The sequence below is a fragment of the Glycomyces tarimensis genome, from assembly GCF_054776215.1.
Map to the genome: position 1 here is coordinate 597,540 of NZ_BAAHCB010000005.1, position 25,584 is coordinate 623,123.

23 protein-coding genes and 2 pseudogenes are annotated in these 25,584 nt (G+C 70.1%); 10 read left to right on the forward strand and 15 right to left on the reverse strand.

What is annotated here, in order from left to right:
• Both ACYVK3_RS08215 and ACYVK3_RS08220 read right to left on the reverse strand, forming a co-directional pair.
• The gene (locus tag ACYVK3_RS08215; RefSeq protein WP_460496792.1) at positions 1–1,413 is read right to left on the reverse strand and encodes a phosphohexomutase domain-containing protein; all 1,413 of its coding nucleotides are present in this window, start codon (positions 1,411–1,413) and stop codon (positions 1–3) included.
• 62 nt (positions 1,414–1,475) lie between these two features.
• Positions 1,476–1,910, reverse strand: a complete 435-nt coding sequence (locus ACYVK3_RS08220) for a DUF3499 domain-containing protein (protein WP_460496793.1) — start codon at positions 1,908–1,910, stop codon at positions 1,476–1,478.
• A gap of 121 nt (positions 1,911–2,031) precedes the next feature.
• On the opposite strand from ACYVK3_RS08220, the gene ACYVK3_RS08225 reads away from it, so the two are divergent.
• Entirely contained in the window at positions 2,032–2,463 is a 432-nt protein-coding gene (locus ACYVK3_RS08225; RefSeq protein ID WP_460496794.1) for a metallopeptidase family protein, read from the forward strand.
• Between the two features lie 271 nt (positions 2,464–2,734).
• Here ACYVK3_RS08225 and ACYVK3_RS08230 read toward each other — a convergent pair.
• The 3 genes and pseudogenes from ACYVK3_RS08230 to ACYVK3_RS08240 form a co-directional block, all read right to left on the reverse strand.
• Positions 2,735–2,986, reverse strand: a pseudogene (locus ACYVK3_RS08230) (WhiB family transcriptional regulator); the annotation flags it as partial.
• Positions 2,987–3,292: 306 nt separating this feature from the next.
• Positions 3,293–3,802: a hypothetical protein gene (locus ACYVK3_RS08235; protein ID WP_460496795.1), complete on the reverse strand. Its 510-nt coding sequence runs from the start codon at positions 3,800–3,802 to the stop codon at positions 3,293–3,295.
• A gap of 8 nt (positions 3,803–3,810) precedes the next feature.
• The gene (locus ACYVK3_RS08240) at positions 3,811–4,899 is read right to left on the reverse strand and encodes a mannose-1-phosphate guanylyltransferase (protein WP_460496796.1); all 1,089 of its coding nucleotides are present in this window, start codon (positions 4,897–4,899) and stop codon (positions 3,811–3,813) included.
• A gap of 112 nt (positions 4,900–5,011) precedes the next feature.
• On the opposite strand from ACYVK3_RS08240, the gene ACYVK3_RS08245 reads away from it, so the two are divergent.
• Together ACYVK3_RS08245 and ACYVK3_RS08250 are read left to right on the forward strand one after the other, a co-directional pair.
• Positions 5,012–7,090 (forward strand): alpha-galactosidase, encoded by a 2,079-nt coding sequence (locus ACYVK3_RS08245; RefSeq protein WP_460496797.1) that lies wholly within the window; start codon positions 5,012–5,014, stop codon positions 7,088–7,090.
• A gap of 121 nt (positions 7,091–7,211) precedes the next feature.
• Positions 7,212–7,616: a hypothetical protein gene (locus ACYVK3_RS08250; RefSeq protein ID WP_460496798.1), complete on the forward strand. Its 405-nt coding sequence runs from the start codon at positions 7,212–7,214 to the stop codon at positions 7,614–7,616.
• Positions 7,617–7,662: 46 nt separating this feature from the next.
• Here the strand turns inward: ACYVK3_RS08250 and nucS are convergent, their stop codons facing one another.
• A complete protein-coding gene (nucS, locus tag ACYVK3_RS08255) occupies positions 7,663–8,328 on the reverse strand; it encodes an endonuclease NucS (protein WP_460496799.1) in 666 nt (221 codons plus the stop codon).
• Between the two features lie 22 nt (positions 8,329–8,350).
• Positions 8,351–9,079 carry a hypothetical protein gene (locus tag ACYVK3_RS08260; protein WP_460496800.1) on the reverse strand — a complete coding sequence of 243 codons (729 nt, stop codon included), beginning with the start codon at positions 9,077–9,079 and terminating at the stop codon, positions 8,351–8,353.
• A gap of 270 nt (positions 9,080–9,349) precedes the next feature.
• Between ACYVK3_RS08260 and sepF the strand changes: the two genes are divergently transcribed.
• Both sepF and ACYVK3_RS08270 read left to right on the forward strand, forming a co-directional pair.
• On the forward strand, positions 9,350–9,826 hold the full coding sequence (sepF, locus tag ACYVK3_RS08265; protein WP_460496801.1) for a cell division protein SepF: 477 nt from the start codon (positions 9,350–9,352) through the stop codon (positions 9,824–9,826).
• A gap of 54 nt (positions 9,827–9,880) precedes the next feature.
• Complete coding sequence (locus ACYVK3_RS08270) at positions 9,881–10,771, forward strand: SLATT domain-containing protein (RefSeq protein WP_460496802.1); 891 nt, start codon at positions 9,881–9,883, stop codon at positions 10,769–10,771.
• Between the two features lie 154 nt (positions 10,772–10,925).
• Here the strand turns inward: ACYVK3_RS08270 and ACYVK3_RS08275 are convergent, their stop codons facing one another.
• The 7 genes from ACYVK3_RS08275 to ACYVK3_RS08305 form a co-directional block, all read right to left on the reverse strand.
• Entirely contained in the window at positions 10,926–11,663 is a 738-nt protein-coding gene (locus tag ACYVK3_RS08275) for a Rossmann-fold NAD(P)-binding domain-containing protein (protein WP_460496803.1), read from the reverse strand.
• A 269-nt stretch (positions 11,664–11,932) separates the two neighbouring features.
• Complete coding sequence (locus ACYVK3_RS08280; RefSeq protein WP_460496804.1) at positions 11,933–12,388, reverse strand: nuclear transport factor 2 family protein; 456 nt, start codon at positions 12,386–12,388, stop codon at positions 11,933–11,935.
• The gene (locus ACYVK3_RS08285; RefSeq protein WP_460496805.1) at positions 12,385–13,506 is read right to left on the reverse strand and encodes an NAD(P)/FAD-dependent oxidoreductase; all 1,122 of its coding nucleotides are present in this window, start codon (positions 13,504–13,506) and stop codon (positions 12,385–12,387) included. Before ACYVK3_RS08285 ends, ACYVK3_RS08280 begins: the two co-directional genes overlap by 4 nt.
• Positions 13,503–13,700 (reverse strand): ferredoxin, encoded by a 198-nt coding sequence (locus ACYVK3_RS08290; protein WP_460496806.1) that lies wholly within the window; start codon positions 13,698–13,700, stop codon positions 13,503–13,505. The genes ACYVK3_RS08285 and ACYVK3_RS08290 overlap by 4 nt, the downstream gene beginning before the upstream one ends.
• Before the next feature lie 11 nt (positions 13,701–13,711).
• Complete coding sequence (locus tag ACYVK3_RS08295; RefSeq protein ID WP_460496807.1) at positions 13,712–14,599, reverse strand: pyridoxamine 5'-phosphate oxidase family protein; 888 nt, start codon at positions 14,597–14,599, stop codon at positions 13,712–13,714.
• A gap of 74 nt (positions 14,600–14,673) precedes the next feature.
• On the reverse strand, positions 14,674–15,126 hold the full coding sequence (locus ACYVK3_RS08300; protein WP_460496808.1) for a VOC family protein: 453 nt from the start codon (positions 15,124–15,126) through the stop codon (positions 14,674–14,676).
• Between the two features lie 271 nt (positions 15,127–15,397).
• Entirely contained in the window at positions 15,398–15,982 is a 585-nt protein-coding gene (locus ACYVK3_RS08305) for a CGNR zinc finger domain-containing protein (protein ID WP_460496809.1), read from the reverse strand.
• Positions 15,983–16,544: 562 nt separating this feature from the next.
• Between ACYVK3_RS08305 and ACYVK3_RS08310 the strand changes: the two genes are divergently transcribed.
• The 5 genes from ACYVK3_RS08310 to ACYVK3_RS08330 all read left to right on the forward strand — a co-directional run bounded on the left by ACYVK3_RS08310 (position 16,545) and on the right by ACYVK3_RS08330 (position 24,053).
• Complete coding sequence (locus ACYVK3_RS08310; protein ID WP_460496984.1) at positions 16,545–17,636, forward strand: NADH:flavin oxidoreductase/NADH oxidase; 1,092 nt, start codon at positions 16,545–16,547, stop codon at positions 17,634–17,636.
• 187 nt (positions 17,637–17,823) lie between these two features.
• Positions 17,824–19,902, forward strand: coding sequence for a PhoX family protein (locus ACYVK3_RS08315; protein WP_460496810.1), 2,079 nt, complete (start codon positions 17,824–17,826; stop codon positions 19,900–19,902).
• A 130-nt stretch (positions 19,903–20,032) separates the two neighbouring features.
• Positions 20,033–21,316, forward strand: coding sequence for a glutaminase A (glsA, locus tag ACYVK3_RS08320; protein ID WP_460496811.1), 1,284 nt, complete (start codon positions 20,033–20,035; stop codon positions 21,314–21,316).
• 239 nt (positions 21,317–21,555) lie between these two features.
• Complete coding sequence (locus ACYVK3_RS08325; RefSeq protein ID WP_460496812.1) at positions 21,556–22,776, forward strand: MFS transporter; 1,221 nt, start codon at positions 21,556–21,558, stop codon at positions 22,774–22,776.
• Between the two features lie 86 nt (positions 22,777–22,862).
• The gene (locus ACYVK3_RS08330) at positions 22,863–24,053 is read left to right on the forward strand and encodes a M20 metallopeptidase family protein (protein WP_460496813.1); all 1,191 of its coding nucleotides are present in this window, start codon (positions 22,863–22,865) and stop codon (positions 24,051–24,053) included.
• Positions 24,054–25,058: 1,005 nt separating this feature from the next.
• On the opposite strand, the pseudogene ACYVK3_RS08335 reads toward ACYVK3_RS08330, so the two are convergent.
• Positions 25,059–25,568, reverse strand: a pseudogene (locus ACYVK3_RS08335) (DUF222 domain-containing protein); the annotation flags it as partial.
• Positions 25,569–25,584 lie beyond the last annotated feature (16 nt).

Consider the following 25,584-nt stretch of genomic DNA (forward strand, 5'->3'; position numbering starts at 1 on the left):
TCAGTTCCTAACGATGCGGAGGATGTCGTCGCGCAGCCGCTCCATCGAGGCCTGGTCGGGCCCTTCGACGTTGAGCCGCAGCAGCGGTTCGGTGTTCGACGGGCGCAGGTTCGCCCACGAGCCGTCGTCGAGGGTGACGGTGAGGCCGTCGAGCCGGTCGGTCCGGGCGCCGCCGGTCTGCTCGTAGTGGGCGGCGACCGCTTCGATCTTGCGGGGGGCGTCGTCGACTTCGGAGTTGATCTCGCCGGAGGGGACGTAGCGGACGAATTCGTCGGCGAGTTCGGTCAGGGTCTTGTCGGACCCGCCGACCGCCGCCAGGACGTGCATCGCGGCGAGCATGCCGGTGTCGGCGAACCAGAATTCGCGGAAGTAGTAGTGGCCGGAGTGCTCGCCGCCGAAGACGGCCTCCTCGGAGGCCATGACGGCCTTGATGTAGGAGTGGCCGACGCGGGTGCGCAGGGGCCGGCCGCCGTGCTCGGCGACGATCTCGGGGACGGCCTTGGAGCAGATGAGGTTGTGGCAGATGGCGCTGCCGGGGTATTTGGCGAGCTCGCGGGTGGCGATGAGCGCGGTGATCGCCGAGGGTGTGACCGGGTCGCCGTTCGCGTCGACGACGAAGCAGCGGTCGGCGTCGCCGTCGAAGGCCAGGCCGAGGTCGGCGTCGGTCTCGCGGACGCGGGCCTGGAGGTCGACGATGTTCGCCGGCTCCAGCGGGTTGGCCTCGTGGTTGGGGAAGGTGCCGTCGAGCTCGAAGTAGAGCGGGTCGATCTCGAGCGGGAGCGGGGGGAGGATCTGGTCGCCGAGGACGGCGGGGACGGTGTGCCCGCCCATGCCGTTGCCGGCGTCGACGACGATCTTGAGCGGCCGGATGCCCGAGAGGTCGACCAGGCCGCGCATGTAGGCGGCGTAGCCGCTGAGAAAGTCCTCTGTGGTGACCTCGCCCGGGGTCTCGGCTCTGGTCTCCGCCAAGGTGCGGCTCGCGAGCTTCGCCGAGGCCGGCTCGCCGTCGAGAATGGCCTGGGCCTTGTCGCGGATCTGCGCCAGGCCGGTGTCGAGGCCGATGGGGCGGGCCGCGGGCAGGCACATCTTCAGGCCGTTGTACTCGGCCGGGTTGTGGCTGGCGGTGAACATCGCGCCGGCCACGTCGCGGGCGCCGGCGATGTAGTAGAGCATGTCGGTCGAGCACAGCCCGGCCTGGACGACGTTCGCGCCGGCGGCGGTGGCGCCGCGGGCGAACGCCTCGGCGAAGCCGGGGCCCGAGTCGCGCATGTCGTGTCCGACCGCCCAGGTCGTCTCGCCGGTCACGGCGACGGCGGCCGCGCCGATCGCCTCCATGACCTCCGGTGTGAGCTGGGAGCCGACGAGTCCTCGAACGTCGTAGGCCTTCACGAAATCGCTGAGCTGGGGAGCCACGGGTGTGTGTCCGCCTTTCAGAGGTCCTTCAGAAGGTGATGCGCGGGGCCGGTGTAATGAGCCTAACGCCCGGCGTCCTCGTCGCCAGAGACTACCCGGAGGTGGCGTCTGGCGCCCATGGGCGGCGCGGTCGGCCGGTAGCCGTGGCGCGGCGCGGGTTCGGGCGCCGGCGGCTCATCGGACGCCCGTCCGGCGAGCGTCGCCGCGTCCGCATCGGCCCGGTCGGTGGTGGCGGCCTCACGCACGGCGTTGGCCAGTGCCACCAGATCGTCGTCGGTGGGCATCGGCGCGCTGTAGTCCCCTTGGTGGCGGACCAGCTCCCAGCCGTGGGGCACGGTGAGCCGGCGTGCGTGGGCATCGCACAGGTCATAGCTGTGGGGCTCGCGAGTCGTCGCGAGCGGGCCTACCACAGCCGTGGAATCAGAGTAGATATATGTCAATGTGGCCACCGCTGGTTGGCGGCAGCCGTTCCGGGAGCAACGCCGATCCGACCTCACCCCACGAAACTACCACTCGTAGTGTCGAACCCGGTGGCGCTGAGCAGTGGTATCGGACCGATTTCACGGCTCGGCGGCTTCGTCGCCGGGGAACGGTCTCATTGGAGGCTATGGTGGGCGCATGCGGAGAGATCGTCACGGGCGGGGCATGCGCGGCCCGCTGGCGCCGAGGGCGCTGCCGATGCGGCGCACCCCTGTCGAGGAGTTCGACGCGCTGGTGATGGAGACGGTGGTGGCGATCGAGCGGCATCTTTCCGAGTCGCTCGGGCCGAAGTTCACGAATCTGCGGCATGTGGAGTTCGCGGTGGACGAGGTCCCGCCGCCGTCGCAGCCGTACGACGCCGACGTCGTCGAGGACCGGGGCGTGCCGTTGGCGAAGCTGTACCCGGCACAGCCGGGCACGAGCGCCGACGCGCCGCGGATCGTGCTCTACCGCAGACCGATCGAGTTGCGGGCCGACGGCAAACCGGAATTGGAGATCCTGGTGCGCAGCGTCTTGGCCGAGGAACTCGCCTCGCTGCTGAACCTGCCGCCCGAAGAGCTGGAGCCGTGATGCCGCGGAAACGGCGCGGGGGCGGGACGACGCTGTCCCGCCCCTCGCGTGCTCGTGCGGCCGGTTCCCCGGGCTAGGTGCCGTCCTAGGCCGCCACCGGAACGCGTTCGCGTTCCTCCTCCTCGACCCGCTCCTCGGCCAGGACCGATCCCACCGGGATCGGCTCGGGATCGAGGGCCGTCTGCGGCTCCAATTCGGGGTTGATCATCGGGCGCGGCATGCACACCACCACGGGCATGATGCGTTCGGCACGCCTGCGAGCGGCCTCGCGGGCCTGCCGCTTGATCTTGCGTCGCTCGCGCTCCGACAACCCGCCCCAGATGCCGAATCGCTCATCGTGTTCGAGTGCGTACTGTAGACAGTTCTCTTTGACCTCGCATCGCGCGCAGATGCGTTTCGCATCGCGCGTCGACCCCCCTTTTTCGGGGAAGAACGCCTCCGGGTCGGTCTGCGCGCACAATGCGCGAGCCTGCCACTCCGGAACGTTGCCCAATAGGTCGGCCAGGTAGTCACGGCCGTCCATATACGTCCGCCTCCTCGTTTGCGCACCGGTCGAGCCGGTGCTCCCCCCTTGCAATCACTTGCATGGCACCGGATGTCAGACCCGAGGATCGAACGCGCCCCTCCCCAGCTGCGCGTACGACCCTGTAATGCGGTGCCGCCGGCTGGCCGCATGCGATTGAGGTCCTGGTGCCCGCGGGCGACCTGATGATGGGGTCGCGCCGCCATACTCATCTCGATGGACGATGAGTGTTCATCGCTATTCGATAACGTTTCGATATCAGACGATAGCGCACAGTGATCCGGGCGACGGAAGGACCCCTCAGACTCACTCCTTCGGGGGCTCCTGATCCTGTTGCAACACAATGGAAGATTCCTCGTGTACCCGGTTCCATCGCACGGTCGCCAGACCCACGCCGGCCAGGACCAGCCACACCCCGTCGAGGAGCAGCCGCTCCGTGGCGGCGCGGTCGTCGATCCAGACACGTCCTTGGTCGGCGAGCTGGGTCGCATCGTCGTATCCGTACAACGCCGCCGACAACGCCAGCAGCACACCGGTAACGAGCAAGAGACCGTAGACGATCCGGGCCAGGCGTCGAATCACCCGTCCGGGTCGTACGAAGGCCGCCAGCGCGGGGGCCGCCACCGGCACGATCGAGAACAGCGTGTCCCGGGCGGTGTCGGTGAATCCGATCCCGGCGGCGCGCGATCCGTAATCGTCCCTGGGGTCGAGGCCCGCGCCGACGATCCACTGCGAGAGCGCTACGGCGATGAAGACCGCGGCAGCGGCGAGGAGGATGAGGGCGACGACGGCCCGGCTGCGTTGCGTGGACGGCATGGCCGGTATTAGACCAGATCGGTCCTGGACGCCTGCTTCAGTTCCTCGACCACGCCCTTGACCTCCTGGGCGCGATCCCTGGGGCACACCAGGAGCGCGTCAGGGGTGTCGACGATGATGAGGTCGTCGACCCCGACGGCGGCGACCAATCGCCCCGAGGCGGGCACGACGACGTTGCGCTTGGACTCGGTCAGCAGCGCCTCGCCGGCTCCCGAGGCCTGGACGATGACGTTGCCGACCCGGTCGGCGGCCTTGAGGACCTGACCGAGGGTGTTGTAGTCGCCCACGTCGTGCCAGTCGAAGTCGCCGGGCACGACGCCGACCCTGCCGGCGGCGGCCGCCGGCTCCATGACCGCGTAGTCGACCGAGATCTTCTCCAAGGTCGGCCACAGCTCGCCGAACAGGGCGTCGCGGCCGTTGGAGTCCCATGCGGCGGCGAGGGTGCGCACCGCGTCGTGGAGGGCCGGGCGCTGGCGGGCGAGCTCGTCGAGGAACACGTCGACGCGCCAGACGAACATGCCGGCGTTCCACAGGTAGTTGCCGCCCGAGACGTACTCGACCGCCGACACCTGGTCGGGCTTCTCGACGAACGCGTCGAGCTTGAAGCCGGGACCGACGCGTGAACCGAGGCGCAGGTATCCGTAACCGGTGTCGGGGCCGGTGGGCGTGATGCCGATCGTCATGAGCAGGCCGGTGGCGGCCAGCTCCATCGCCCGCTCGACGGTCTCGGCGAAGGCCTTCGCATCCGGCACGAGGTGGTCGGCGGCGAACGCGCCCATGATCGCGCCGGGATCGCGCTCGGCGATGACGGCGGCGGCGAGGCTGATCGCGGCGGCCGAGTCCCGGGGCGAGGGCTCGACGAGGATGTTGTCGCCCGGCACCTCCGGCAGCTGCCTGGCGACATCGACGGCGTGGGCGGTGCCGGTGACGACATAGACGTGGTCGGGACGCGAGAGCACGCGCACCCGTTCGACGGTGGACTGGAGGAGGGATGACTCCGAGCCGGTCAGGGGCAGGAGGAACTTGGGCCGTTGCGCGCGAGACAGGGGCCAGAGCCGGGTTCCGGAACCGCCTGCGGGGACCACCGCGTGAAGCATGCCAACAGTCTTTCATGCCGACTCCGGGCGGCGGCTCAGCCGGGGGACGGGCGTGCCTGGATAGCGGTGTCCAATGGCAGACTGAACCGGTTCAGACCTTCAAGGAGTGATCATGACCATCAGCTTCGACGAAGCCGCCCGCGCCTGGCACCTGAGCGGCCCGGGCTACTCCTACGTCGTCGGACTCGCCGACTCCGGCATGCCCCGCCAGCGCTACTGGGGTCCGCCGATCCCGGACGGCGCCGTCGCCGAGCTGAGCACCGAACGCGGCGACGGGTACGCCTTCGACGACCGCGCCAACGCGGGAGCCGAGCTGCTCGGCGAGCTCGGCCCCCAGTTCGCCACCCCGTCGCTCCAACTGCGGCATCCCGACGGCGCCAAGGGCTTCGCGTGGACGCACACGGGCCACGCCGTCGACGGCGACCACCTCTCGATCGCCTTCACCGACAGGGAAGCGAGCCTCACCCTGCACTACCGGGCCTGGGACACCGGCGTCGTCGACCGGTGGGCCGTCCTCGAAGCCGCCTCCCCGGTCGAGATCGGCCGCTTCGACTCGGCGGCATGGACGCTGCCGCACTGGAGCGACTACCGGCTCTCGCACCTGTCGGGCGAGTGGGCCGCCGAATGGCAGCTGCGGCGCGTCGAACTGCCGGTCGGCGAGACGCTCCTCGGCTCCCGGCGCGGCAACACCAGCCACCAGGCCAACCCGTGGTGCGCCGTCGACGACGGCACCGCCACCGAGACCGTCGGCGAGGTCTACTCCTCGGTGCTCGCCTGGTCGGGGTCGTGGCGCGTCCAGATCCGCCGCTCCGCCCAAGGGCGAGTGAGCATCACCGGCGGGGCCGGACAGGAGGGCCTGCGCTGGCACCTCGAGGCCGGCGAGACGTGGGAGACGCCGGTCTATTCGGGGCACTACAGCGCCGACGGCTTCGGCGGGGCCTCGCGCGCCTGGCACGAGCACCTGCGGCGCCATGTCATGCCGACCGCCGAGGAGGACGCGGCCGTGCTGTTCAACTCCTGGGAGGCCGTCACCTTCGACGTCTCGGAGGAGAAGCAGCGGCCCCTGGTCGAGCTCGCGGCGCGCATCGGCTGCGAGCAGTTCGTCGTCGACGACGCCTGGTTCGGCGCACGCACCTCCGACCGGGCCGGGCTCGGCGACTGGTGGCCCAACGCCGAGCGGTTCCCCAACGGCCTGAAGCCGCTCATCGACGCCGTGCACGCGAAGGGCATGAAGTTCGGGCTGTGGGTCGAGCCCGAGATGGTCAACCCCGATTCGGAGCTGTACCGCGCCCACCCCGACTGGGTGATGCACCAGAGCGGCAGGGACCGCACCGAGCTGCGCAACCAGCTGGTGCTCGACTACTCCAGGCCCGAGGTCGCCGAATGGGCGTTCACGACCCTCCACGAGCTCTTGAGCGACAACGCCGTCGATTACGTCAAATGGGACCACAACCGGCCCTTCACCGAGGTCGGGCGGCCCGGCGGGGCCGATCCCGACCGCGTCTACATCGACCACGTCAAGGCCCTCTACGAGCTCAAACGCCGGCTCCGCCAGGCGCACCCGGAGGTGCGCATCGAAGGCTGCGCCGGGGGCGCGGCACGCGTCGACCCGGGCATCCTGCCGTACGTCGACCAGGTGTGGACCTCGGACAACACCGACGCGGGGGACCGCGTGGCGATCCAGCACGGCTTCAGCCAGGCCTACCCGGCGCGGGCGATGGGCGCCTGGGTGACCGACGTGCCGAGCCCGTTCACGCGGCGTGTGACGTCGCTGCGCTACCGGTTCCAGGTGGCCAGCGCCGGGGTGCTCGCCGTGGGCGGCGACCTCGCCGCGTGGACCGACGCCGAACTGGACGAGGCAGCCGGGCACGTCGCCGTCTACAAGGACATCCGGCCGGTCGTGCAGCACGGCGTCCAGTACCGGCTGGGCGATCCCGAGACCGAGCGGCTCACCGGCGTCCAGTACGTCCTGGACGACCGGATCGTGGTGCTGGGCTTCAAGACGCCTTCGCGGTTCAACCGGCCGCAGCCGCCGCTGCGGCCGGCGGGGATCGCGAGCGCCTCCCGCTGGGTCGACGAGGACACCGGCGAGACGCACTGGGGCGCCGGGCTCCGCGCGCGCGGTCTGCCGCTGCGATGGGCCGGCACCGACTGGGACTCGGCGATCCTCAGACTGCGTCGCACCGAATAGGACGATCAGGCTCACTCGGCGCCGCATTCGCGGGAACGGGGCCGCCGGCGCTTGCGGCGCTCCCTTAGACTCGCCCGGGTTCGGCCCGAACGAATCGATACACAACTCCTAGGAGATCCACGTGGCTTACCCGCCCGCCCCGGCCGCGCAGCCCGCGCAGCCAGTCCAGAAGCAGGGCAACGGCTTCGGTGTTACCGCCCTGGTGCTCGGCATCATTGGCGCCGTCCTCGCCATCATCCCGGCCATCAACATCTTCACCGCCATCCCCCTCGGCATCCTCGCCCTGATCTTCGGCTTCATCGCGCTCGGCGTGAGCGGCAAGCGCGGCGGCAAGGGCAAGGGCACCGGAGGCGTCGGCGTCATCCTCGGCATCGTGGCCCTCGCCGGCTCGATCGCGATCAACGTCTGGTTCGTCAACGAGGCGTCCGACGTCCTCGATGAGGAATGGCAGCAGGCCTGCGACGACGCCGGGCTGTCCGACGAGGAATGCGGCGAGTGGGAAGACTGGGACCAAGACGTCCAGTAACGTCCCCGAAGCAGTGGGGCCGCAGCGCTGCTGCGGCCCTTTCGCGTTAGAACAGGCGCGGTTGCGACTCGTCGACGGCCCCGCGCATGTCGTCGTAGTCGAGCACCACGCACCGGATCCCGCGGTCCTCGGCGAGCACCCGCGCCTGCGGCTTGATGGCCTGCGCGGCGAACACCCCGTCGACCGGCGCCAGCAGCGGGTCCCGATTGAGCAGCTCCAGGTACCGCGTCAACTGCTCGACGCCGTCGATCTCGCCGCGCCGCTTGATCTCGACGGCCACGTGCCTGCCGTCCGAGTCCCGGCACATGAGGTCGACCGGCCCGATCGCGGTCGGGTACTCCCGCCGCACGAGCGTCCAGCCCTTCCCGAGCGGGTTCGTGTCGGCCGCGAGCAGTTCCTGCAGGTGCGCCTCGACCCCGTCCTTCTGCAGCCCGGGATCGACGCCCAACTCGTGCGAGGAGTCGTGGAAGATCTCCTCGATCGTGATCTTCAGCTGGTCCCCGGACTTCTTCGACGTCACGGTCCACACCGCGTCCGACTCCGCCACGGTGCAGGGGGGCGTCATCCAGTTCAACGGCTTGTACGAACCGCCGTCGGCATGGACCAGCACGCTCCCGTCCGCCTTCATCATGATCAGGCGCGGGGCCATGGGGAGGTGGGCGGAAAGCCGACCTGTGTAATCAACCTGGCACCGTGCCACCAACAAACGCATGCCCGCCACCATACCGGCCGCGTCATGCCCCTGCCTGCGTGTGCATCCCGCTGTGCGACGTTGCAGCGCTACAGGGCAGACGGCTGTGACGGGTCCGCGGACTCGACTGCGCGAAGTTGAGCGGCGACGGCCTGCCCTTCAGGCGATTGCCTGCTGTTGGGGTGGTGGATCCACCAGCTTGGCCCCCAGTGGAGAATCTGCCATAGAGCGTGAGGCGCAGGTTCTCTTCGAAGTCCGCGCCGGGCAGACGGAAGTCGCGGACGAGTGGATCGTAGGTTTCGGTGGAGTGTTCCAGCCCGCTGGTGCCAGCTTCATAGGTAGTGGTGGTTTCCCAGAAGCAGTCGATGAAGAGCCAGCCGGTGTCGTTCTCAGGCGCGTAGCAAAGCAGATCGCGACCGATTTTGAGGCTCGGCGGTTCGAAGGCGTCGAGGATCTCGCTCATGTGAACGTCAGTGTCAACGTAGGCGGCGTCTGCGGCCTCGACCAGCTTCGGCCATGCCTCATCGGGAACCAGCCGTTCGGGGGTGAAGTACCCGTGCTGGTGGAAGATCTCGGCGACGACGGAGCCCATCTCGTTGTAGAACCGCAGCTCGCGGCCGAACCTCTGATGGAACGGGCCGCTGACGCCGCACTTGCCGTACTTTGCCCCGATGCCGAGGCTGTGGAAGTCCAGCTCGGGCTTGCTTGCCGTCCAGAAACAGTAGGTCGCTGAGGCGCATTGAGCAGATCGTCTGTAGCGAGCTGCCGTCACTTGAATACATTCCGGGCCGGCGGATGATGAAGTCGAGTTCGTCGATGAGGCGCTGGCGCATGGCGGAGCCGCTATCCATGGGCGAATCGTATCGGCCGCCGCAACGAGCGGCTTCCATCCTTTCGGGGACACCGCGGACGCCCGATCTTCGATAGACTATTGCGGCATTGCCTTGCAGACACCCCAGCTCGCCCCGTGGAGCCACATGTCGACCGATGATTTCCCTCGACAACCTGTTCCGAAGCTTTCACTAAGACAGGTGCGTCGAAATTGACTGACCTCGTGGAGACCATAGCCACCACTCTACTCTTGATGTTCTCCGTACTTGTAGTTGCGGTTTCCGTCCGCCTGTTGAAGGTCGCTGAGCCACTCGACCGAACGCGCCAACACATCGAGACCAGTACGACAGGAGTTCATGGAGCCCCGGCAGTCGAGTCATTGAAAAAGGCGATCGATGAAGCCGTGCAACTGAACGCGTCGGCATCTGCTCGGAACCCTGATCCTCTAGTCAGGCTTCAATCCGCCGTCAGGCTATCTCCCACAAGCTTCGCTGGCGCCGTCGCAGACATCCCAAAGATTCTCCGCGAAGGTAGGACAGTATCGATCGATCTCTCAACGCTCGATCCTCGACATGCTAGCAGGTTGGTGGACTTTTGTAGTGGCGCTACATCGATGTGCTCCGGCTGGATTTTTCACATGACCGAGACGGCAATCATCCTTACTCCCGGAGTGATCATCGATCAGTGATTCGTGTTTGCCTGCCCGATCAATTTTAGCTTAGCAACTTGGCGGAGGAGCCAGATGTCGACTACTGAAGGAATACACGAGCGAGCTGCCCTGCTCAGAATGAGCCATCATCTTAGGGTAACTGAGCACCACCTTAGGGTCGCTCAGTCCCGCAGGCGCTGGTCGAACATCTCGCTAGTGTTCGGTCCTGTCATGATCATCCTGCTTTACACGATGTGGTGGATCCCCGTTATCAGCGAGACGGTCAAGATCGCGGTAACCATCCCTATCATCCCGGTGGTGCTCGGGTTCTCAATCGCCTCGTTCAGGTTGAAGCGATCCCCCGGTGGCCCGGTGGTGTATCCCAGCGGGAAGGATGATCGAGACGGCTGGCAGGTATTCTTCGACGCGTTGTTCGGCAACCGAAGCAGGACCAGCGAAGGCGACCTGGAACTACAGGTTTCGCAGATCCGCGAAGAGCGGAAGCAGCAGCTCGCTGATGCCAGCATTGACATCTCGATCCGGAGGACAGCCTACAAGGAGGACGCCTACTCGGATATCGATGAACTCCGAACGGAGAGCAAGCGATACAGGAGCATCAACAATACGCTCCAAGGGGTCGTGATCATTGGATCGTTGGCTGCCACGGGTACAGCTGGTATAGCTGCTCAGTTCTCGATCGTCCGATGGGCCCTGCTCGGCATGACGTTCTTGGTCGGCATCTCCAGCGGCTTCATGGGATATTTCAAGTACAAGGAACGCAGCTTCTACCTTCAACAGACTGCCGATGCAATCGAGCAGGAATGGGAGGCTGTAGAAGTGGGCGTGGGCAGATACAAGCGGTTCGCAACAGAAGCTGAACGGCTTGAGGAATTCGTCGAGGAGGTCCACCGCCTCAAGTCGGAACAGAAGAAGCGGCAGCAGAACCTCGAGCAACCTCCGGAGTTGCGGAACTCGGCAGAGTAATCGATACAGTGCTCGTCGGCCTTCCACTTTCCATGGCAGATAGTCGCTTAGCCCGTGTAGTCAACCGAGCAACGAGCGACAACCAAACGCATGCCCAGCACCCTACCGTTGCCGCCTGGTGCGCTCCGGCGCCTGTCCGTCCGGCTGCGAGCGGTCAGTCCATGTTGTGGCCGCCGTTGACGGTCAGGCGCTGTCCTGTGATGAAGCCCGCGGCGTCGGAGGCGAGGTAGGCGACCGCGGAGGCCACGTCGGCGGGCTTGCCGATGCGGCCCATCGGGACCTCGGCGACGTAGCCCGCGAGGTCGGCGTCCGTGAGGTCGCCGTGTCGTTCGACGGGCACCCAGCCCGGCGCCACGAGGTTGACGGTGATGCCGTCGCCGCCGAGTTCGCGCGCCCAGGTGCGGGTGAGGCCCCACTGCGCGCCCTTCGCCGCCGTGTAGGCCGACATGCCCGGCAGCGCGCGTTCGAAGACGTCGGAGCCGATCTGGATCACCCGGCCCTTCCCGGCCGCGCGCATGTCGGGCAGTACGGCCTGGAGCAGCAGGGTGGGGCTCTTGACGAAGAACTCCAGTTGGTCGAGGTGGTCGCGCCAGGTGACGTGGTCGAGCGGCATTTCCGGCTGCGGGCCGGTCGCGTTGGCCACCAGGACGCCGACCGGTCCCAGCGCGGTGCGGACGCGCTCGACGAGGTCGCGCACGCCCGCTTCGTCGGTGACGTCGGCGCCGAAGGCCTCGGCGGTGCCGCCGGCTTCGCGGATGTCGGCGACGACTTGTTCGGCGACCGATCGACTCGAGGCGTAGTTGACCGCGACGGCGAAGCCGTCGGCGGCGAGCCGTCGGGCGATGACGGCCCCGAGACCGCGGGAAGCCCCGGACACGAGTGCGACGCTCATTCAATACCTCCAACTGGGGTCGCCCCAGCGGGACCGGCTCGGCGGTCGCCGTCCTGGAACGGGATTGCGGACACGGGCGGCGGGAGCGGGCCTTGCCGCGATCGCGGTTCGAGTCCGCTCCCGTGCGTTTCCACATCATCGAACGGAACGCCGCCGGCGGGCGAGCGACCGGTCGTCCCGTGTGATCGGCCTGGCACCGCGGTCCGGGAGGTGGAGCAGCACGACCTCGCCCGGCGGGCGCGCGGCCCGCCGGGCTGCCGCCTTCGGAATCAGGCCAGCGGGATGGACCGGCCGTGCTCGGATTCGGGGCGCGGCCCGAAGACCCGCCGCTCGCCGTGCCCGATCCGGACGTCGTTGATGCTGGCCTCGCGGCGCCGCATCAGTCCTTCGGCGTCGAATTCCCACTGCTCGTTGCCGTAGCTGCGCCACCACTGCCCGTTCGCGTCGTGCCACTCGTATTGGAACCGCACGGCGATCCGGTCGTCGGTGAAGGCCCAGAGCTCCTTGCGCAGCGCGTAGTCGAGTTCCCGTTCCCACTTGCGGGTCAGGAAGCCGACGATCTCGTCGCGGCCGTTGACGAAGACGTCGCGGTTGCGCCACAGCGAATCGGGCGTGTACGCCTGCGCCACGCGATGCGGGTCGCGGGTATTCCAGGCGTCCTCGGCGGCCTGGACCTTGCGGCGGGCGGTTTCGGCGGTGAACGGCGGGAGCGGTGGGCGTGTCATGAGACCTCCTGGATGATCAGTCGTCGGTATCGGGGCAGGGCTCCGGCGAAGCCGGCGACCGCCGCGCCGACCAGGCGGCCGGCGTGGCGGTACTCGGCCACGAATCGGTGGTCCGGTTCGCGCTCGACCAGGCGCACCTCGTATTCGGCGCCGGTGAAGCCGATGGATTGCAGCCGGACGCCGTCGAGGTCGGACCAGAACGACGGGACCAGCGCGGGCACCTGGCCCGGATCGAGCAGCGCTCGGGCCGCTCGCGCGCCCTGCTCTGCGGCGTTGGCGTAGTGCTCGATTCGGAGCCGCCGCCCGGGGAACAGCGGATGGGGCCGAGCGGCGACATCGCCGGCGGCGGCCACGCCCGGCGCGGCGAGTCCGTCGCCGCCGACGGCGACGCCGTCGCGGGCGCGCAGGCCCGAGCCGCGGAGCCACTCGGTCTGCGGCACGGCGCCGGCCGCGGCGACCACCAGATCGGCCGGGATCGTCGCGCCGTCGTCGAGGTGGACGCGTTCGACGCGGTCGGTCCCGCGGACGCCGGTGACGCGGCGGCCGAGCCGCAGGTCGACGCCGCGGGCCCGCAGAAGCTCCGCGGCGATCGCGCCGACCGCCGCGCCGAGGGGCCGGTGCAGCGGCACCGGATCGGGCGCGACCAGGGTGACCGGCAGACCCATCGACCGGACGGTCGAGGCGATCTCGCAGCCGATGAACCCGGCGCCCGCCACGACGACGGCGGGGCCGGCGGCGAGCGCGGTCCGGAGCCGCCGGGCGTCGTCGATGCCGCGCAAGGTGAACGCGCCCGGCAGCGTTCTGGCGCGCATGCCGGTCGCGATCACCAGGCCGTCGAAGTCGACCGCTCGGGACGGGCCTCGCAGCACTCGCCGGGAAGCGAGATCGAGGCCGGTGGCCGCCTGGCCCAGCAGCCAGGTCGCATCGAGCTCGTCGCGCCCGCGCAGGTCGACCTCGCCCCGGCCGGCCAGGAACGCCTTCGACAGCGGGGGCCGCCGATAGGGCCCGTGCGGCTCGTCGCCGACCACGGTGAGTTCGCCCTCGAAGCCGAGCCGGCGCAGCTCTCGGCCGGCCGAAAGCCCGGCCAGGCCCGCGCCGACGATGGCGATGCGCTTCACGGCCGGTCGCCGTCGAGGAAGATCGCCTGGACCGGGCAGGCGCGCGCGGCCTGCTCGATCTCGGCCCGCCGCTCCTGGGAGGGTTCGGGCTCGTAGACGAGCGCATCGTCGTCGTCCAGGGCGAAGACCTCGGGCGCGGCGAAGACGCACTGCGCATGGGTCTCGCAGCGGGACATGTCGACGAAGAGGTGCATGGTGGTTCCTCTCATGAAGGGTTGAATCTCGAGTACCGCTCGAACGACCAGCGCAGCGGGATCGCGCCGTCGATCTGGACGGCCCGGTCGAGGTCGAAGTCGATCAGCCGCTGCGCCCCGGGCACCGATGCGGCGCGGCGCTCGTCCCAGTCGACGCGGGCCCGGCCGGTCAGGTGCAGGGCGCTCCCGCGCTCCCAGTCGATGAACAGCAGGCCGCACCGCTGGTCGAGCGCCAGGTTGCCCAGCGTCATGTACATGGCGTTGCCGACGTAGTCGGGCCAGGTCAGCCGCCGGTCGCCCGAGACGGTCACGAACCCGCGGTTGCCGCCGCGGTGGGAGGCGTCGGCGCCCAGGCCGGGCGCGCGGGTGGCGATGAAGAAGGTGTCGGCGGCGGCGATCCAGCGCCGCTGCTCGTCGGTGAGTGTGTCGCTTTCGCGGCCGGTGGCGGGTCCGGGCGCCGGGTGGTCGTCGTGGACGGTCCTGGTCTGGAGGTACTTCGGACAGTTCGAATAGACCTGTTCGGTGCGGATCTCCAGGCGCTCGCCCGAGCGGCGGGCGGTGCCGTTGATCCGCATCCGCCGCCGGGTGGAGGGCTCGATGGCCAGCATCCCGATGTCGCGGTCGGAGTCGAACAGGCCGGCCAGCGGGTCGTCTCCCGCCGGCACTCGATCGGTGACGACGGTGCGCTCGTCGGCGGGCGCTACGAAACCGGCCGGCCCGGTCAGGGCGGTCGCCCACATCGCGCCGGCGTCGTCGGCGGCGCCGATCACGATGATCCGCTGCTGTTCGAGGAAGGCGGCGGCAATCGGCGGGATGGCCGCGTCGACGCCGGACGAACCCCAGCGTTCGGCGTGCACTCCCGCCCGCGACTGCACCTCGCGTTCGCCTGGGTGGTACATGGGGAAGCTCCTTTCCGGCGGTCACGGGCCGCACGGCGGCTCGTGACCGGCGATCGATCGGCCCTGGGCCCGTCCTAGAAGAAGCCGCAGGTGGGGGCGCCAGCGCTCGGGGCCGGCGCGGTCTCGGCGCCGGCGGGCGCGTAGATCTCCAGGCGGGTGCCGTCCGGGTCGGCGAAGAACACGCCGCCGGAGGAGGCGCCCTCGCCGTGGGGGACGATCCCGTCGTGGAACAGATCGGCGCCGAGCTCCTTGAGGGTGTCCTCGGCCTTGCGCACGGCCTCGATGTCGGGCGCCTGGAATGCCAGGTGGTGCAGTCCGGGGCGGTCCGAGAGGAAGGCACCCGTGCTCTGCTGCCACAGGGTGACCACGAGGGCCCCGTCATAGCCCAGGAACGCGTACCGCTTGTCGCCGTCCGCCTGCTCGGCGAGCAGATCGAGTTCGAAGACCCGTCGGTAGAAGGCGATCGATCGGGACAGATCGGTCACGTTCAATCCGATGTGGCCGGTCTGGAGCGGTGCTGTGCCCATGGGGGTCCTCCGATGTCGTCGTGCCGAGGCGGCGGACGCCGACCTCGATCGTTCTAACGGTTATTCCGTTAGTGTCAAGCTAGCACGACGATCTAATGGATGTAACAATTACATCCATTAGAAATTGTGTGACTCGGCCTACAGCGGACAAGGCGTGCCACGGCGTCGGCGGGGCGAACCGGAGCGAACCCCGGGAAGGTAAGGCGTGCGAGCGACGGCTCGCGCCTCGGCTCTCGGCGAGGAGGCCGCGCGGGCACGCCGAGCGCGGGCGCTAGCGCTGCTGCGCTTCGCGGTGGCGCGCGTAGTGCCGTGCCGCGCGGGCGCGGTTCCCGCAGCCTCCCGAGCACCACTCGCGGCGCGGGTGGTCCTTGACGAAGTACAGTACGCAGCCGGGCGCGTAGCAGGCGCGCAGCTTGCTGCCCTCGCCACCGGTGAACAGCTCGACAGCTTGCGCGGCAAGGGCCGAGAGGCGGCGCGCGGGCAGCTCGGCCTTGCCGCCTGATCGGCGCCGGAGCTCGCCGTCGCGGAGGGCGAGCAGCGGCCACGTCGGCGCCTGGGCGACGGCCTCGTTCACATCGGCGACGGCCTGCGTGACCTCGGGTGTCGGCGAAGCCGCGGCCACCCGGGTGTCGTCGGTCTGGAAGGCGGCCAGTCGCCGCAGCGCGTCCCGCAGCCGGCGGAAGCGCTCGAGATCCGTCCGCCCGATCGGGCCCTCCACCGCGTCGCCGGTGGCCGAGAGCCACTCGCGGAGCCCGCCGGTCGACGCCAGGTCGTCGTGCAGGCCGGACCGGTCCGCCCAGATCGTGTTCATCAGGCGGACCGCGACCGGCTCATCGGGATGGATCAACGCGGGCATCCTCTAACGATAACACCGGTTTCGATACGTTAGAACCCGGAAGATCCCGCGCCGACCGGGTCGTTCGCTCGTCCCGGCCCCTGCCGCACGCGGCACACGCCTCGCGGCGGTGGTAGGCGATGGCGGCCTTGAAGCGGCGCTGGGCGGAAGGGAACTCGAAGCGGCGAGGCTCGTGGCGCGAGGCCTGACCAATGCCGAGATCGGCGCCGAGCCGTTGATCAGCGCCGGAACGGTGCAGCCCCATCCGGTGAAACGTGCAGCGCGAGCTCGACGTCTCCGACAGGGCCGCCATCGCCGCCCGGGCCCGCTCGAACGGCCAGATGCCGCCGAGTCCGACCACGGGCGGTGCGGCGGCATGAGCCGGGGGCGATGTCGCCGGCGGGACGGAACCGGACGCCGTCGCGGCGGGGGACATGGATCGCTCCCGCGCTGACGTGTTGGCGGCAAGGCACCGTGATGAGGGAGAATGCACGGGCACCGAGCCCGTGCTCGGCGGCCGCGCCCCCGCCGCCGACGATCCGCTCCGCGAGCTTCGACGAATGAGAGAACGGAACCACCGATGATCAGCCACCTGTTCGCGCCCCTCACCATGCGCGGGACGACCATCCCGAACCGGATCTGGATGGCCCCCATGTGCCAGTACAGCGCCGACGTCTCCGGGCCGCAGACCAGCGCGCCGAACGACTGGCACCTCCAGCACTACGCCTCGCGCGCCCTGGGCGGCCCCGGCCTCATCCTCGTGGAGGCCACCGCCGTCGTCCCCGAAGGCCGCATCAGCGCGGCCGACCTCGGCATCTGGAACGACACCCAGGTCGAGGGCCACCGCCGCCTGACCTCGTTCATGCGCCGCCACGGTGTCGTGCCCGGCCTCCAGCTCGCCCACGCCGGCCGCAAGGGCAGCACCGACATCGAGTTCCTCGGCGGCAGGCCGCTCGCCCAGGACGAGGGCGGCTGGGAGGCCGTCGCCCCGAGCGCAGTCTCCTTCGACGGCGTGATGCCCGTGCCGCACGCGCTGAGCACCGCGGAGGTCCACGGCGTGGTGGAGGCGTTCGCGGAGGCCGCCCGCCGCGCCCTCGCCGCCGGCTACGAGGTCGTCGAGGTGCACTCCGCGCACGGCTACCTCCTCCACGAGTTCCTCTCACCCGTCTCGAACCGGCGCGAGGACGAATACGGCGGGTCCTTCGAGAACCGCACCCGACTGCCCCTGGAGGTCGTCGACGCCGTCCGCGAGGTCGTCGGCGAACAGACGCCGGTGTTCTTCCGCGTCTCGGCCACCGACTGGATCGAGCCCGACGGCTGGACCGCCGACGACACCGTCCGCCTCGCCGCCGTCCTGAGGGACCGCGGCGTGGACCTGCTGGACGTCTCCAGCGGCGGGAACCTGCCGGACGCCTCCATTCCGTCAGGGCCGAACTACCAGGTCCCGTTCGCCGCGCGCGTGCGCCGGGAGACGGGCCTGCCCACCGCCGCGGCCGGCCTGATCACCGAGCCCGAGCAGGCCGAGAAGATCCTCGCGGACGGCGAGGCCGACGCCGTCGCCATCGGCCGGGAACTGCTGCGCAACCCGTACTGGCCGCGCCAGGCCGCCCGCGAGCTCGGCGAGTCCTACACGGTCGCGCCGCAGTACGAACGGGCCGAGCCGCGCAGGCGCTGACGGCTCGGGCGGCGAACGGGAAGACCACTGCCGGGACCGCCGGCGTCCATTCGCCGCCTGTTCACTTTTCGTTGGTGGAACCGGTCGAATTCCCGGCATAGGTTCCGGAGGCGAGAGGCGCCGATTCGACCACCCCTGCCCCACGGGTCGGCGACCCTGCTTCTGTTGGACTCGTTTTGGAGCTGCCATGCGTCCCCGCTCATCCGCCAACCGGCTGAAACTGCCGCTGCTCACCGCGCACGAAGGCGGTCGCTCCGCCATGACCTGCGAATACCGGTGCGGCAACGCGTGCAGTCACCCCGTGCCGAACACGTCGGACAACCCCTACCTCACCGATCTCATCGCCAGCGCCGTCTCGCGCCGCTCGCTCTTCCGCGCCGGCGTCGTGGCCTCGGTGTCCGCCGGCGCCGCGGGGGCGCTGGCGGCCCCCGCCGCCGCCTCCTCCCGGACCGCCCCCGCCCACGCCCACGGCTGGAAGGGCCCGCGCGGCCTCGACTTCGAGCCGGTGGCGCCCAACACCGACGACGCCGTCACCATCCCCTCGGGCTACGAGCAGCAGGTCGTGATCCGCTGGGGCGACCCGATCCTGGAGGGCGCCCCCGACTTCGACCCCGAGGACCAGACGCCCGAGGCGCAGGCCGGGCAGTTCGGCTACAACTGCGACTACCTGGCGCTGCTGGGCCTGCCGGGGGAGTGGCGCCGGCGCGTCCTGGTGGCCAACCACGAATACACCGACGAAGAGCTCATGTTCTTCGGCTACGACGGGGACAACCCGACCCAGGAGCAGATCGAGATCGCCTGGGCCGCACACGGCCTCTCCGTCGTCGTCCTCGACGAGGACCGCCGCTCCGGCGCGCTCGAGCCCGTCGTCGGCCACCGCCTCAACCGGCGCCTCACCGTCACCAGCGAGTTCGAGCTCACCGGACCGGCCGCCGGGAGCGAGCTGCTCAAGACCAGCGCCGACCCGAGCGGCACGACCGTCCTGGGCACCCTCAACAACTGCGCCGGCGGCACCACTCCCTGGGGCACGATCCTCTCCGGCGAGGAGAACTTCAACCAGTACTTCGCGGGCGCCGATACGGTGACCGACCCCGACGCCAAGGCCAAGCTGAGCCGTTACGGCCTTTCCGGCGGCGCGAGCGGCCGCAAGTGGGAGCAGTTCGACTCCCGCTTCGACATCGCGGCCGAACCCAACGAGGTCAACCGGCACGGCTGGATCGTCGAGATCGACCCCTACGACCCCGACTCGACGCCGAAGAAGCGCACCGCGCTGGGCCGCTTCAAGCACGAGGGCGCCGGCCCGCGCCTGACCCGTGACGGCCGCGTCGTCGTCTACATGGGCGACGACGAGCGCTTCGACTACTTCTACAAGTTCGTCTCCAAGCACAAGATGAAGCACGGCAAGAGCCGGCACGCGAAGCAGCACAACAGCAAGCTGCTCGACGAGGGCACGCTCTACGTCGCCAAGTTCGCCGGCGACAGCCCGGCCGAGCAGATCGACGGCTCGGGGGCGCTGCCCTCCGACGGCGCCTTCGACGGCTCGGGCGAGTGGATCCCCCTGGCCGGCGGCAACGAGTCCTTCGTGGACGGCATGAGCGCCGACGAGGTCTACGTCTACACCCGGCTGGCGGCCGACAAGGTCGGCGCGACCAAGATGGACCGCCCCGAGGACGTCGAGCCGAACCCGGTCACCGGCAAGGTCTACCTCGCCTTGACCAACAACTCCCAGCGCGGCACCGAGGGCCGGCCCGCCGCGGACGAGGCCAACCCGCGCAGCAGCAACCGGCACGGCCAGGTCGTCGAGATCGTCGAGCACCGGAACGACCCGACCTCCAAGAAGTTCTCCTGGAACCTGCTGCTGGTGTGCGGCGACCCCGAGGACCCCGCCACCTACTACGGCGGCTTCCCCAAGGACCAGGTCAGCCCGATCTCCTGCCCCGACAACGTCGCGTTCGACCCGCACGGCAACCTGTGGATCTCCACCGACGGCAACGCGCTCGGCACGCACGACGGCCTGTTCGGCGTCGCCCTGGACGGCTCGAAGCGCGGGCAGGTCAAGCAGTTCCTCACCGTCCCGACCGGCGCGGAGACCTGCGGCCCCATCATCGAGGACCGGCGGGTCCTGGTCGCCGTGCAGCACCCGGGCGAGGTCGACGGCGCCAGCGCCGAGGTCCCGGCCTCGCAGTGGCCCGACGGGGCCGGCACCATGCCGCGCCCCTCGGTCGTCAGCGTGACCAGGAAGGGCTACGGCCGCATCGGCCGCTGACGCGCACCGCCTGACGCGGCGGGAACGGCCCTGCGGCCGTTCCCGCCGTTTCGCGAGCCCTGTACACATATGCGGTCGACTGCCTAGACTTGCTCTCAATGAGTTCCGCGCCGACCGAGAGGGGTGCTATGTGGACGTCGGCACCGAAGTGATCACGAACGCCCTCGAATCGGTGCGCGCGACGTTCGAACCGCGCGACGGCGGAGCGGTCGCCGACTACATCCCGCAGCTCGCGCTCGCCGAACCCGAGCGGTTCGGCATCGCGCTGGCGAGCGTCGACGGGCGCCGGTACGCCGCCGGGGACGTCGACGCCGGCTTCACGCTCCAGTCGGTCTCCAAGCCGTTCGTGTATGCCCTCGTGCTCGCCGAGCACGGCCTGGACGAGGTGTCGCGCTGGGTGGGCACGGAACCGAGCGGCGAGGCGTTCAACAGCATCCGGCTCGAACCCGACACCGGCCGCCCCGCCAACCCCATGATCAACGCCGGGGCGATCGTCACGACCGCCCTGATGAGCGGGAGCGATCTCGCAGATCGCTTCGAGCGCATCCTCGTGGGCCTCTCCCGCTTCGCCGGGCGATCGCTCGACGTCGACGAATCGGTCTACGCCTCCGAGTCGCTCACCGGCGACCGCAACCGCGCGCTGGCCTATCTCATGCGCTCGGCCGGGTCGCTGCCCGGCGAGGTCCACGCCGCCGTCGACACCTACTTCCGGCAGTGCTCGGTGCGCGCCACCGCCGCCGACGTCGCGCTCATGGCCGCCACGCTCGCCAACGACGGCGTCAATCCCGCCACGGGGACGCCGGTCGTCCCCGCCGAGGTGGCGACGCAGGTCCTGTCGGTCATGGCCACGTGCGGCATGTACAACTCCTCGGGCGAATGGCTGGTCCGCGTCGGCCTGCCCGCCAAGAGCGGCGTCTCGGGCATCGTCATGGCGGCCAGTCCGGCGCGGTTCGGCGTCGCCGCCTACAGCCCCCGGATCGACCCCGCGGGCAACTCCGTGCGCGGGGTGGCGGCGCTGCGGACCCTCGCCGACCGCTTCGGCCTGCACCTCATGCGCCACGCCGAGACCGCCGGTCCCTCGATCGAAGACCACTCCGGACGGATCGGCATCGTCGCCGCCCAGGGCGTGCTGGACTTCGGTGTCGCCGAGCGCCTCCTCAACTCCATGGACGAGGCGGTCGGACCCGCGCGGGCCCGGCTCGTGTTCGACCTCTCGGCGGTGGTGCGGACCGAGCCGGTGGCCGTGCGCCTGGTCGCCACCGCGCTGGAGCGGCTGGCCGCCCGCGGCCACCGCGTCGCCGTGGTCGGCGGCGCGCTCGACCGCGTCCTCGACGGCGCCGAGCCCGTCGGCTGGCACCGCTTCGATTCGCGCGATGAGGCGGTCGTCTGGGCCGAGAGCGACGGAGCCGCATAGGCGAGCACGCCCGCCAGACCGCCGTGCGCTCCGCCCACCGGTGCGCCTCGGCGCCGCTCGGCTCCCCGCGGCGGCGGTCGGTGTAGCCGTGCCCCAGCGGGCGCATCCGACAATGATCACAGTGACGAGCGCGGCTCGCATCCGAGAAACCAGTTGGCAGACCGCTTGCCGCGGATGCATGCTGGTCGGGGCTCGAAACCGGCAGCAGAGGCCCGACCCCGCCGTTCGATTGGATTGCCGTGACCCACTCCGCCGTGGCCGAGCCCGCCCGCGTCGACCCCGTCCTCGCCCGCTGGCGCAACGCCGTGCTCGTCGTCTTCGCGCTGTCGGGCTTCGTGTTCGCCAACTGGGCCGCCCGCGTCCCCAACATCCGCGACATCCTCGGCGCCTCCACCCGCGAGATGGGCCTGCTCATCCTCGGCATCGCCGTGGGCGCGATGCTCGGCATGCTCGCCTCCAGCCACGTCATCTCCCACCTCGGCGCCACCAGCGCGATCCGATGGTTCCTCGCCTTCTCCGCGATCGGGCTCGGCGCGGCCGGGCTCATCGCCTGGCTCGCCCCCGACTACTGGGTCCTCATGGCCGCCATGGCGGTCCTCGGCGCGGGCAACGCGATCCTCGACGTGGCCATGAACCTCTCCGGCGCGGCCAACGAGCGCCGGATCGGCAGGACCCTCATGCCGCTGTTCCACGCCGCGTTCAGCCTCGGCACCATGCTCGGCGCCGGTTGCGGCGCGCTCACCGAGTTGCTCGGCATCCCCGTCGGCGTCCACCTCGGGGCCATCGGTGCCGCGGTGGTCCTCGTCGACCTGTACATCGTCCGATTCCTGCAACCGGCCGAGGAGCCCCGCACGAGCGAGAGCGAGGCCGCCGGATGGCGCTCCCGTCTGAACTCGTGGACCGACCCGCGGATCCTGCTCATCGGGCTCATCGTCCTGGGCATGGCCTTCACCGAAGGCACCGCGAACGACTGGCTCGGCCTGGCCATGGTCGACGGCTACGGCCTGAGCAACCCCGGCGGCGCGGCCGTCTTCGCCGTGTTCGTCACCGCGATGACCGTCGGGCGCGTCTGCGGCGGCGCCGTCCTCGACCGGTACGGCCGCGTCCCGGTCTTGACCGGTTCGGCGCTGCTCGCCTTCGCGGGCCTGCTGCTGGTGATCATCGGCCCGACCGCGCCGTTCGCCATCGCCGGCGTCGTCCTGTGGGGCCTGGGCGCCTCGCTGGGCTTCCCGGTCGGCATGTCCGCCGCCGCCGACGACCCCGAGAACGCCACCGCGAACGTCGCGGCGGTCGCCACCATCGGCTACGTCGCATTCCTCATCGGCCCGCCGCTCATCGGCCTGCTCGGCGAGGAGGTCGGCCTGCGCGGCGCGTTCTACGCCGTGCTCGCACTGGTCGCGGTCGCGCTCGTGTGCTCGCCGGCAGCCCGTAAGCCGAAGGTCGCCGAGCCCGTCGGCTAGATTCCGCCGGCCCGTGCCCGTGGCAGTATTACGGCGTGCGGCCCGAACCCGCACCCCCGCCAGATCGACGACGCCCAGGAGAGCGCATGAACCTGCGTGAAGAGGCCGCTGCCATCGAATCCGAGCTGATCGCGCTGCGCCGCGAGCTGCACCGCATCCCCGAGATCGGGCTCGAGCTGCCCAAGACCCAGGCCGCGGTCCTGGCCGCCCTCGAAGGACTGCCGCTGGAGATCACCACCGGCCGCAGCACGAGCTCCGTCACGGCCGTCCTGCGCGGCGGCAAGAGCGGCCCGGTCGTCCTGCTGCGCGGCGACATGGACGCTCTTCCCGTCGCCGAGGAATCCGACGCCGACTACATCTCCGGCCACGACGGCGTCATGCACGCCTGCGGCCACGACCTGCACACTGCCGGACTCGTCGGCGCCGCCCGCCTGCTCAGCGCCCACAAGGACGATCTCGCCGGCGACATCGTCTTCATGTTCCAGCCCGGTGAGGAGGGCTTCGACGGCGCGGCCCACATGATCGCCGAAGGCGTCCTGGAGGCCGCCGGGCGGCCCGCCGACGCCGCCTACGGGCTCCACGTCGCCTCCGACATGGTCCCTCGCGGCGTCTTCACCACCAGGCCGGGCCCGATGATGGCCGCCTCCGACGGGCTGTTCGTGCGCGTCGTCGGCGCCGGCGGCCACGGCTCGCGCCCGCACAAGGCACTCGACCCCGTCCCGGCCGCCGCCGAGATCGTCACCGCGCTCCAGACGCTCGTCACCCGCCGCTTCAGCGCCTTCGAGCCGGTCGTCGTCACCGTCGGCAGCCTCCACGCCGGGACCAGGCGCAACATCATCCCCGACGAAGCGGTCATCGAGGCCACCGTCCGCACCTTCTCCGTCGAGGCCGCTGAGCAGATGGCCGAACATGCCGTGAAGCTGTGCCACGACATCGCCACCGCGCACGGGCTCAAGGCCGAGGTCCGCTACGACAGCGAGTACCCGGCCACCGTCAACGACTCGGTCGAGGCCCGCTTCGTCGCCGAGACCGTCGCCGACGTGTTCGGCGCCGAGCGCTACGTCGAGATGCCCGAGCCGGTCATGGGTTCGGAGGACTACTCGCGCGTGCTGGCCGCGGTGCCCGGCAGCTATCTGTTCCTCGGCGCCTGCGCGACCGGCGACCCCGAGCGCGCGGCGGCCAACCACTCGCCGCGGGCCGCCTTCGACGACAGCGTCCTCGCCGACGGAGCGGCGCTCCTCGCCGAGCTCGCGGTCCGCCGCATGACGCGCGGCTGAGCCGGAACGACGCAGCGATCGCCCGCTGAGCCCGGCAATGGCCGTGGGGGCGTTGGCGGGCTCAGTGTCGTGCATGGTCGTTCTGCGCCAAAGGCGGCGGCGATGACGAGGTGGCGGGGTGGCCGGTGTTGGGGTCCGGGGTGGGAGCCGTGGGGGCAGGGCAAGCCCGGGGGAGCCCGGAAATGGTCGCCGGTGCGTTGGGCGGGAACAGTGCTGTGCATGGTTGTTCTGCGCCAAGGCGGCGACAAAAGCGGTGGCAGTCGGGGCGAGGTGGTCGTTCGACGCGGAGGTGGCCGGTGGGGCCGTGCAGGGGTGGTCTTGGGACCGGTTCGGCGGCGGCTCGTGGCGGCCGCCTGGGCGGTTGGTGTGCCGGTTCGGGCTCCGGGCATGGGGATGTGCTCGAAGCCGTTTCCGGTTTCGAGCTGGCGACCTATGAGGTGTCTTCCCCGCCACGGCCTCCCGCAGCGGGCGGGTTAAGAACGGCGGCGGTCCGTAGTCGGGTGCCGGTGCGGCGCTGACGAGGTCGTGAGTCCACCTCGGTTCAGTGAGTGGTGTCGAAGTCTCGTATCCCTGTCCCGGTTCCGGTTCGGGTGCCGGTGCTGAAGCCGGTTCGGGTGCGGTCGCGGGTTGGGGTGCCGATGTCGTGAACCGTGCTCGCAGTTTCGTGCGGGCGGCTTTCGCGGCGGCCATGACCTGCGCGGTCTCGGCCCGCTCGGCAGCCGCTTCGAGGTCAGGTTTCAGTGCCTCCGACCATTCCTCGGGATACAGGCCGGTGGGGAAGGCGTTCGCGATGTCGTCGGCGAAGCCCAGATCCAGGTCGGTGTCGGTGCGCCAGTCGGCGCAGCCGCATGTGAGGTCGGGGTCGGTGTCCTCGTGTCCGTCGTGGTGGACGATCAGGGCTTTGCCGGGTCCGGTTTTGGTGATGGTCCAGCCGGGGGTGTGGGTGCGGCCGTGGTGGAACCGGCACAGCAGGATCAGGTTCTCGGCTACTGTCGGCCCACCATTCGCCCAGTGGCGGATGTGGTGGGCTTCGGTCCACTGCACCGGTGCGAGACAACCGGTCCAGGCGCACCCGCCGGGCTGCTCGAGTTCCAGCTTCCGCCGCAGGGCGCTGTTGGGCAGGCGCAGGGCGCGGCCGAGCTCGATCGCTTCACCGGTGCGGTAGTTGAACACGTTGGGGATCACGAGGCCCTCGCAGGCGAGCAGGCGGGCCTTCCCGAGGGAGATGGGGTCGCCTTCCAAGGTGGCGACGCGTCCGGTGTCCTCCCCGGCCAACGTTTCGATGTCGACCGACAGGTGCAGGATGGCGGTGTGCCCGTGCCGCTTGGCCGCGTTCGGGTCGGCGCCATGGGCCGCGACCATCTGGTGGAACGCCTCAGCGCGGCGGTTCGCCGCAGGCGGCAGCGTCCCGTCCTGGTCGACTTCGTCCTGCCGGGGCGGGGGCACGGCGGTGGTCAGGAGCTTGGCGAACAGCTTCCCGGTGTCGGCCGACAGGAGCCCGGTGAGGACGAACATGCCATTCTCAGTCTCG

Bases quoted from the DNA above. Each gene is read 5' to 3' on its own strand.
- ACYVK3_RS08235 (WP_460496795.1), bottom strand. From the start codon at position 3,802: ATGCCGTCCACGCAACGCAGCCGGGCCGTCGTCGCCCTCATCCTCCTC.
- ACYVK3_RS08225 (WP_460496794.1), top strand. From the start codon at position 2,032: ATGCGGAGAGATCGTCACGGGCGGGGCATGCGCGGCCCGCTGGCGCCG.
- ACYVK3_RS08315 (WP_460496810.1), top strand. From the start codon at position 17,824: ATGCGTCCCCGCTCATCCGCCAACCGGCTGAAACTGCCGCTGCTCACC.
- ACYVK3_RS08245 (WP_460496797.1), top strand. From the start codon at position 5,012: ATGACCATCAGCTTCGACGAAGCCGCCCGCGCCTGGCACCTGAGCGGC.
- ACYVK3_RS08330 (WP_460496813.1), top strand. From the start codon at position 22,863: ATGAACCTGCGTGAAGAGGCCGCTGCCATCGAATCCGAGCTGATCGCG.
- ACYVK3_RS08275 (WP_460496803.1), bottom strand. From the start codon at position 11,663: ATGAGCGTCGCACTCGTGTCCGGGGCTTCCCGCGGTCTCGGGGCCGTC.
- ACYVK3_RS08280 (WP_460496804.1), bottom strand. From the start codon at position 12,388: ATGACACGCCCACCGCTCCCGCCGTTCACCGCCGAAACCGCCCGCCGC.
- ACYVK3_RS08300 (WP_460496808.1), bottom strand. From the start codon at position 15,126: ATGGGCACAGCACCGCTCCAGACCGGCCACATCGGATTGAACGTGACC.
- ACYVK3_RS08305 (WP_460496809.1), bottom strand. From the start codon at position 15,982: ATGCCCGCGTTGATCCATCCCGATGAGCCGGTCGCGGTCCGCCTGATG.
- ACYVK3_RS08240 (WP_460496796.1), bottom strand. From the start codon at position 4,899: ATGCTTCACGCGGTGGTCCCCGCAGGCGGTTCCGGAACCCGGCTCTGG.
- nucS (WP_460496799.1), bottom strand. From the start codon at position 8,328: ATGCGTTTGTTGGTGGCACGGTGCCAGGTTGATTACACAGGTCGGCTT.
- ACYVK3_RS08270 (WP_460496802.1), top strand. From the start codon at position 9,881: ATGTCGACTACTGAAGGAATACACGAGCGAGCTGCCCTGCTCAGAATG.
- ACYVK3_RS08290 (WP_460496806.1), bottom strand. From the start codon at position 13,700: ATGCACCTCTTCGTCGACATGTCCCGCTGCGAGACCCATGCGCAGTGC.
- ACYVK3_RS08295 (WP_460496807.1), bottom strand. From the start codon at position 14,599: ATGTACCACCCAGGCGAACGCGAGGTGCAGTCGCGGGCGGGAGTGCAC.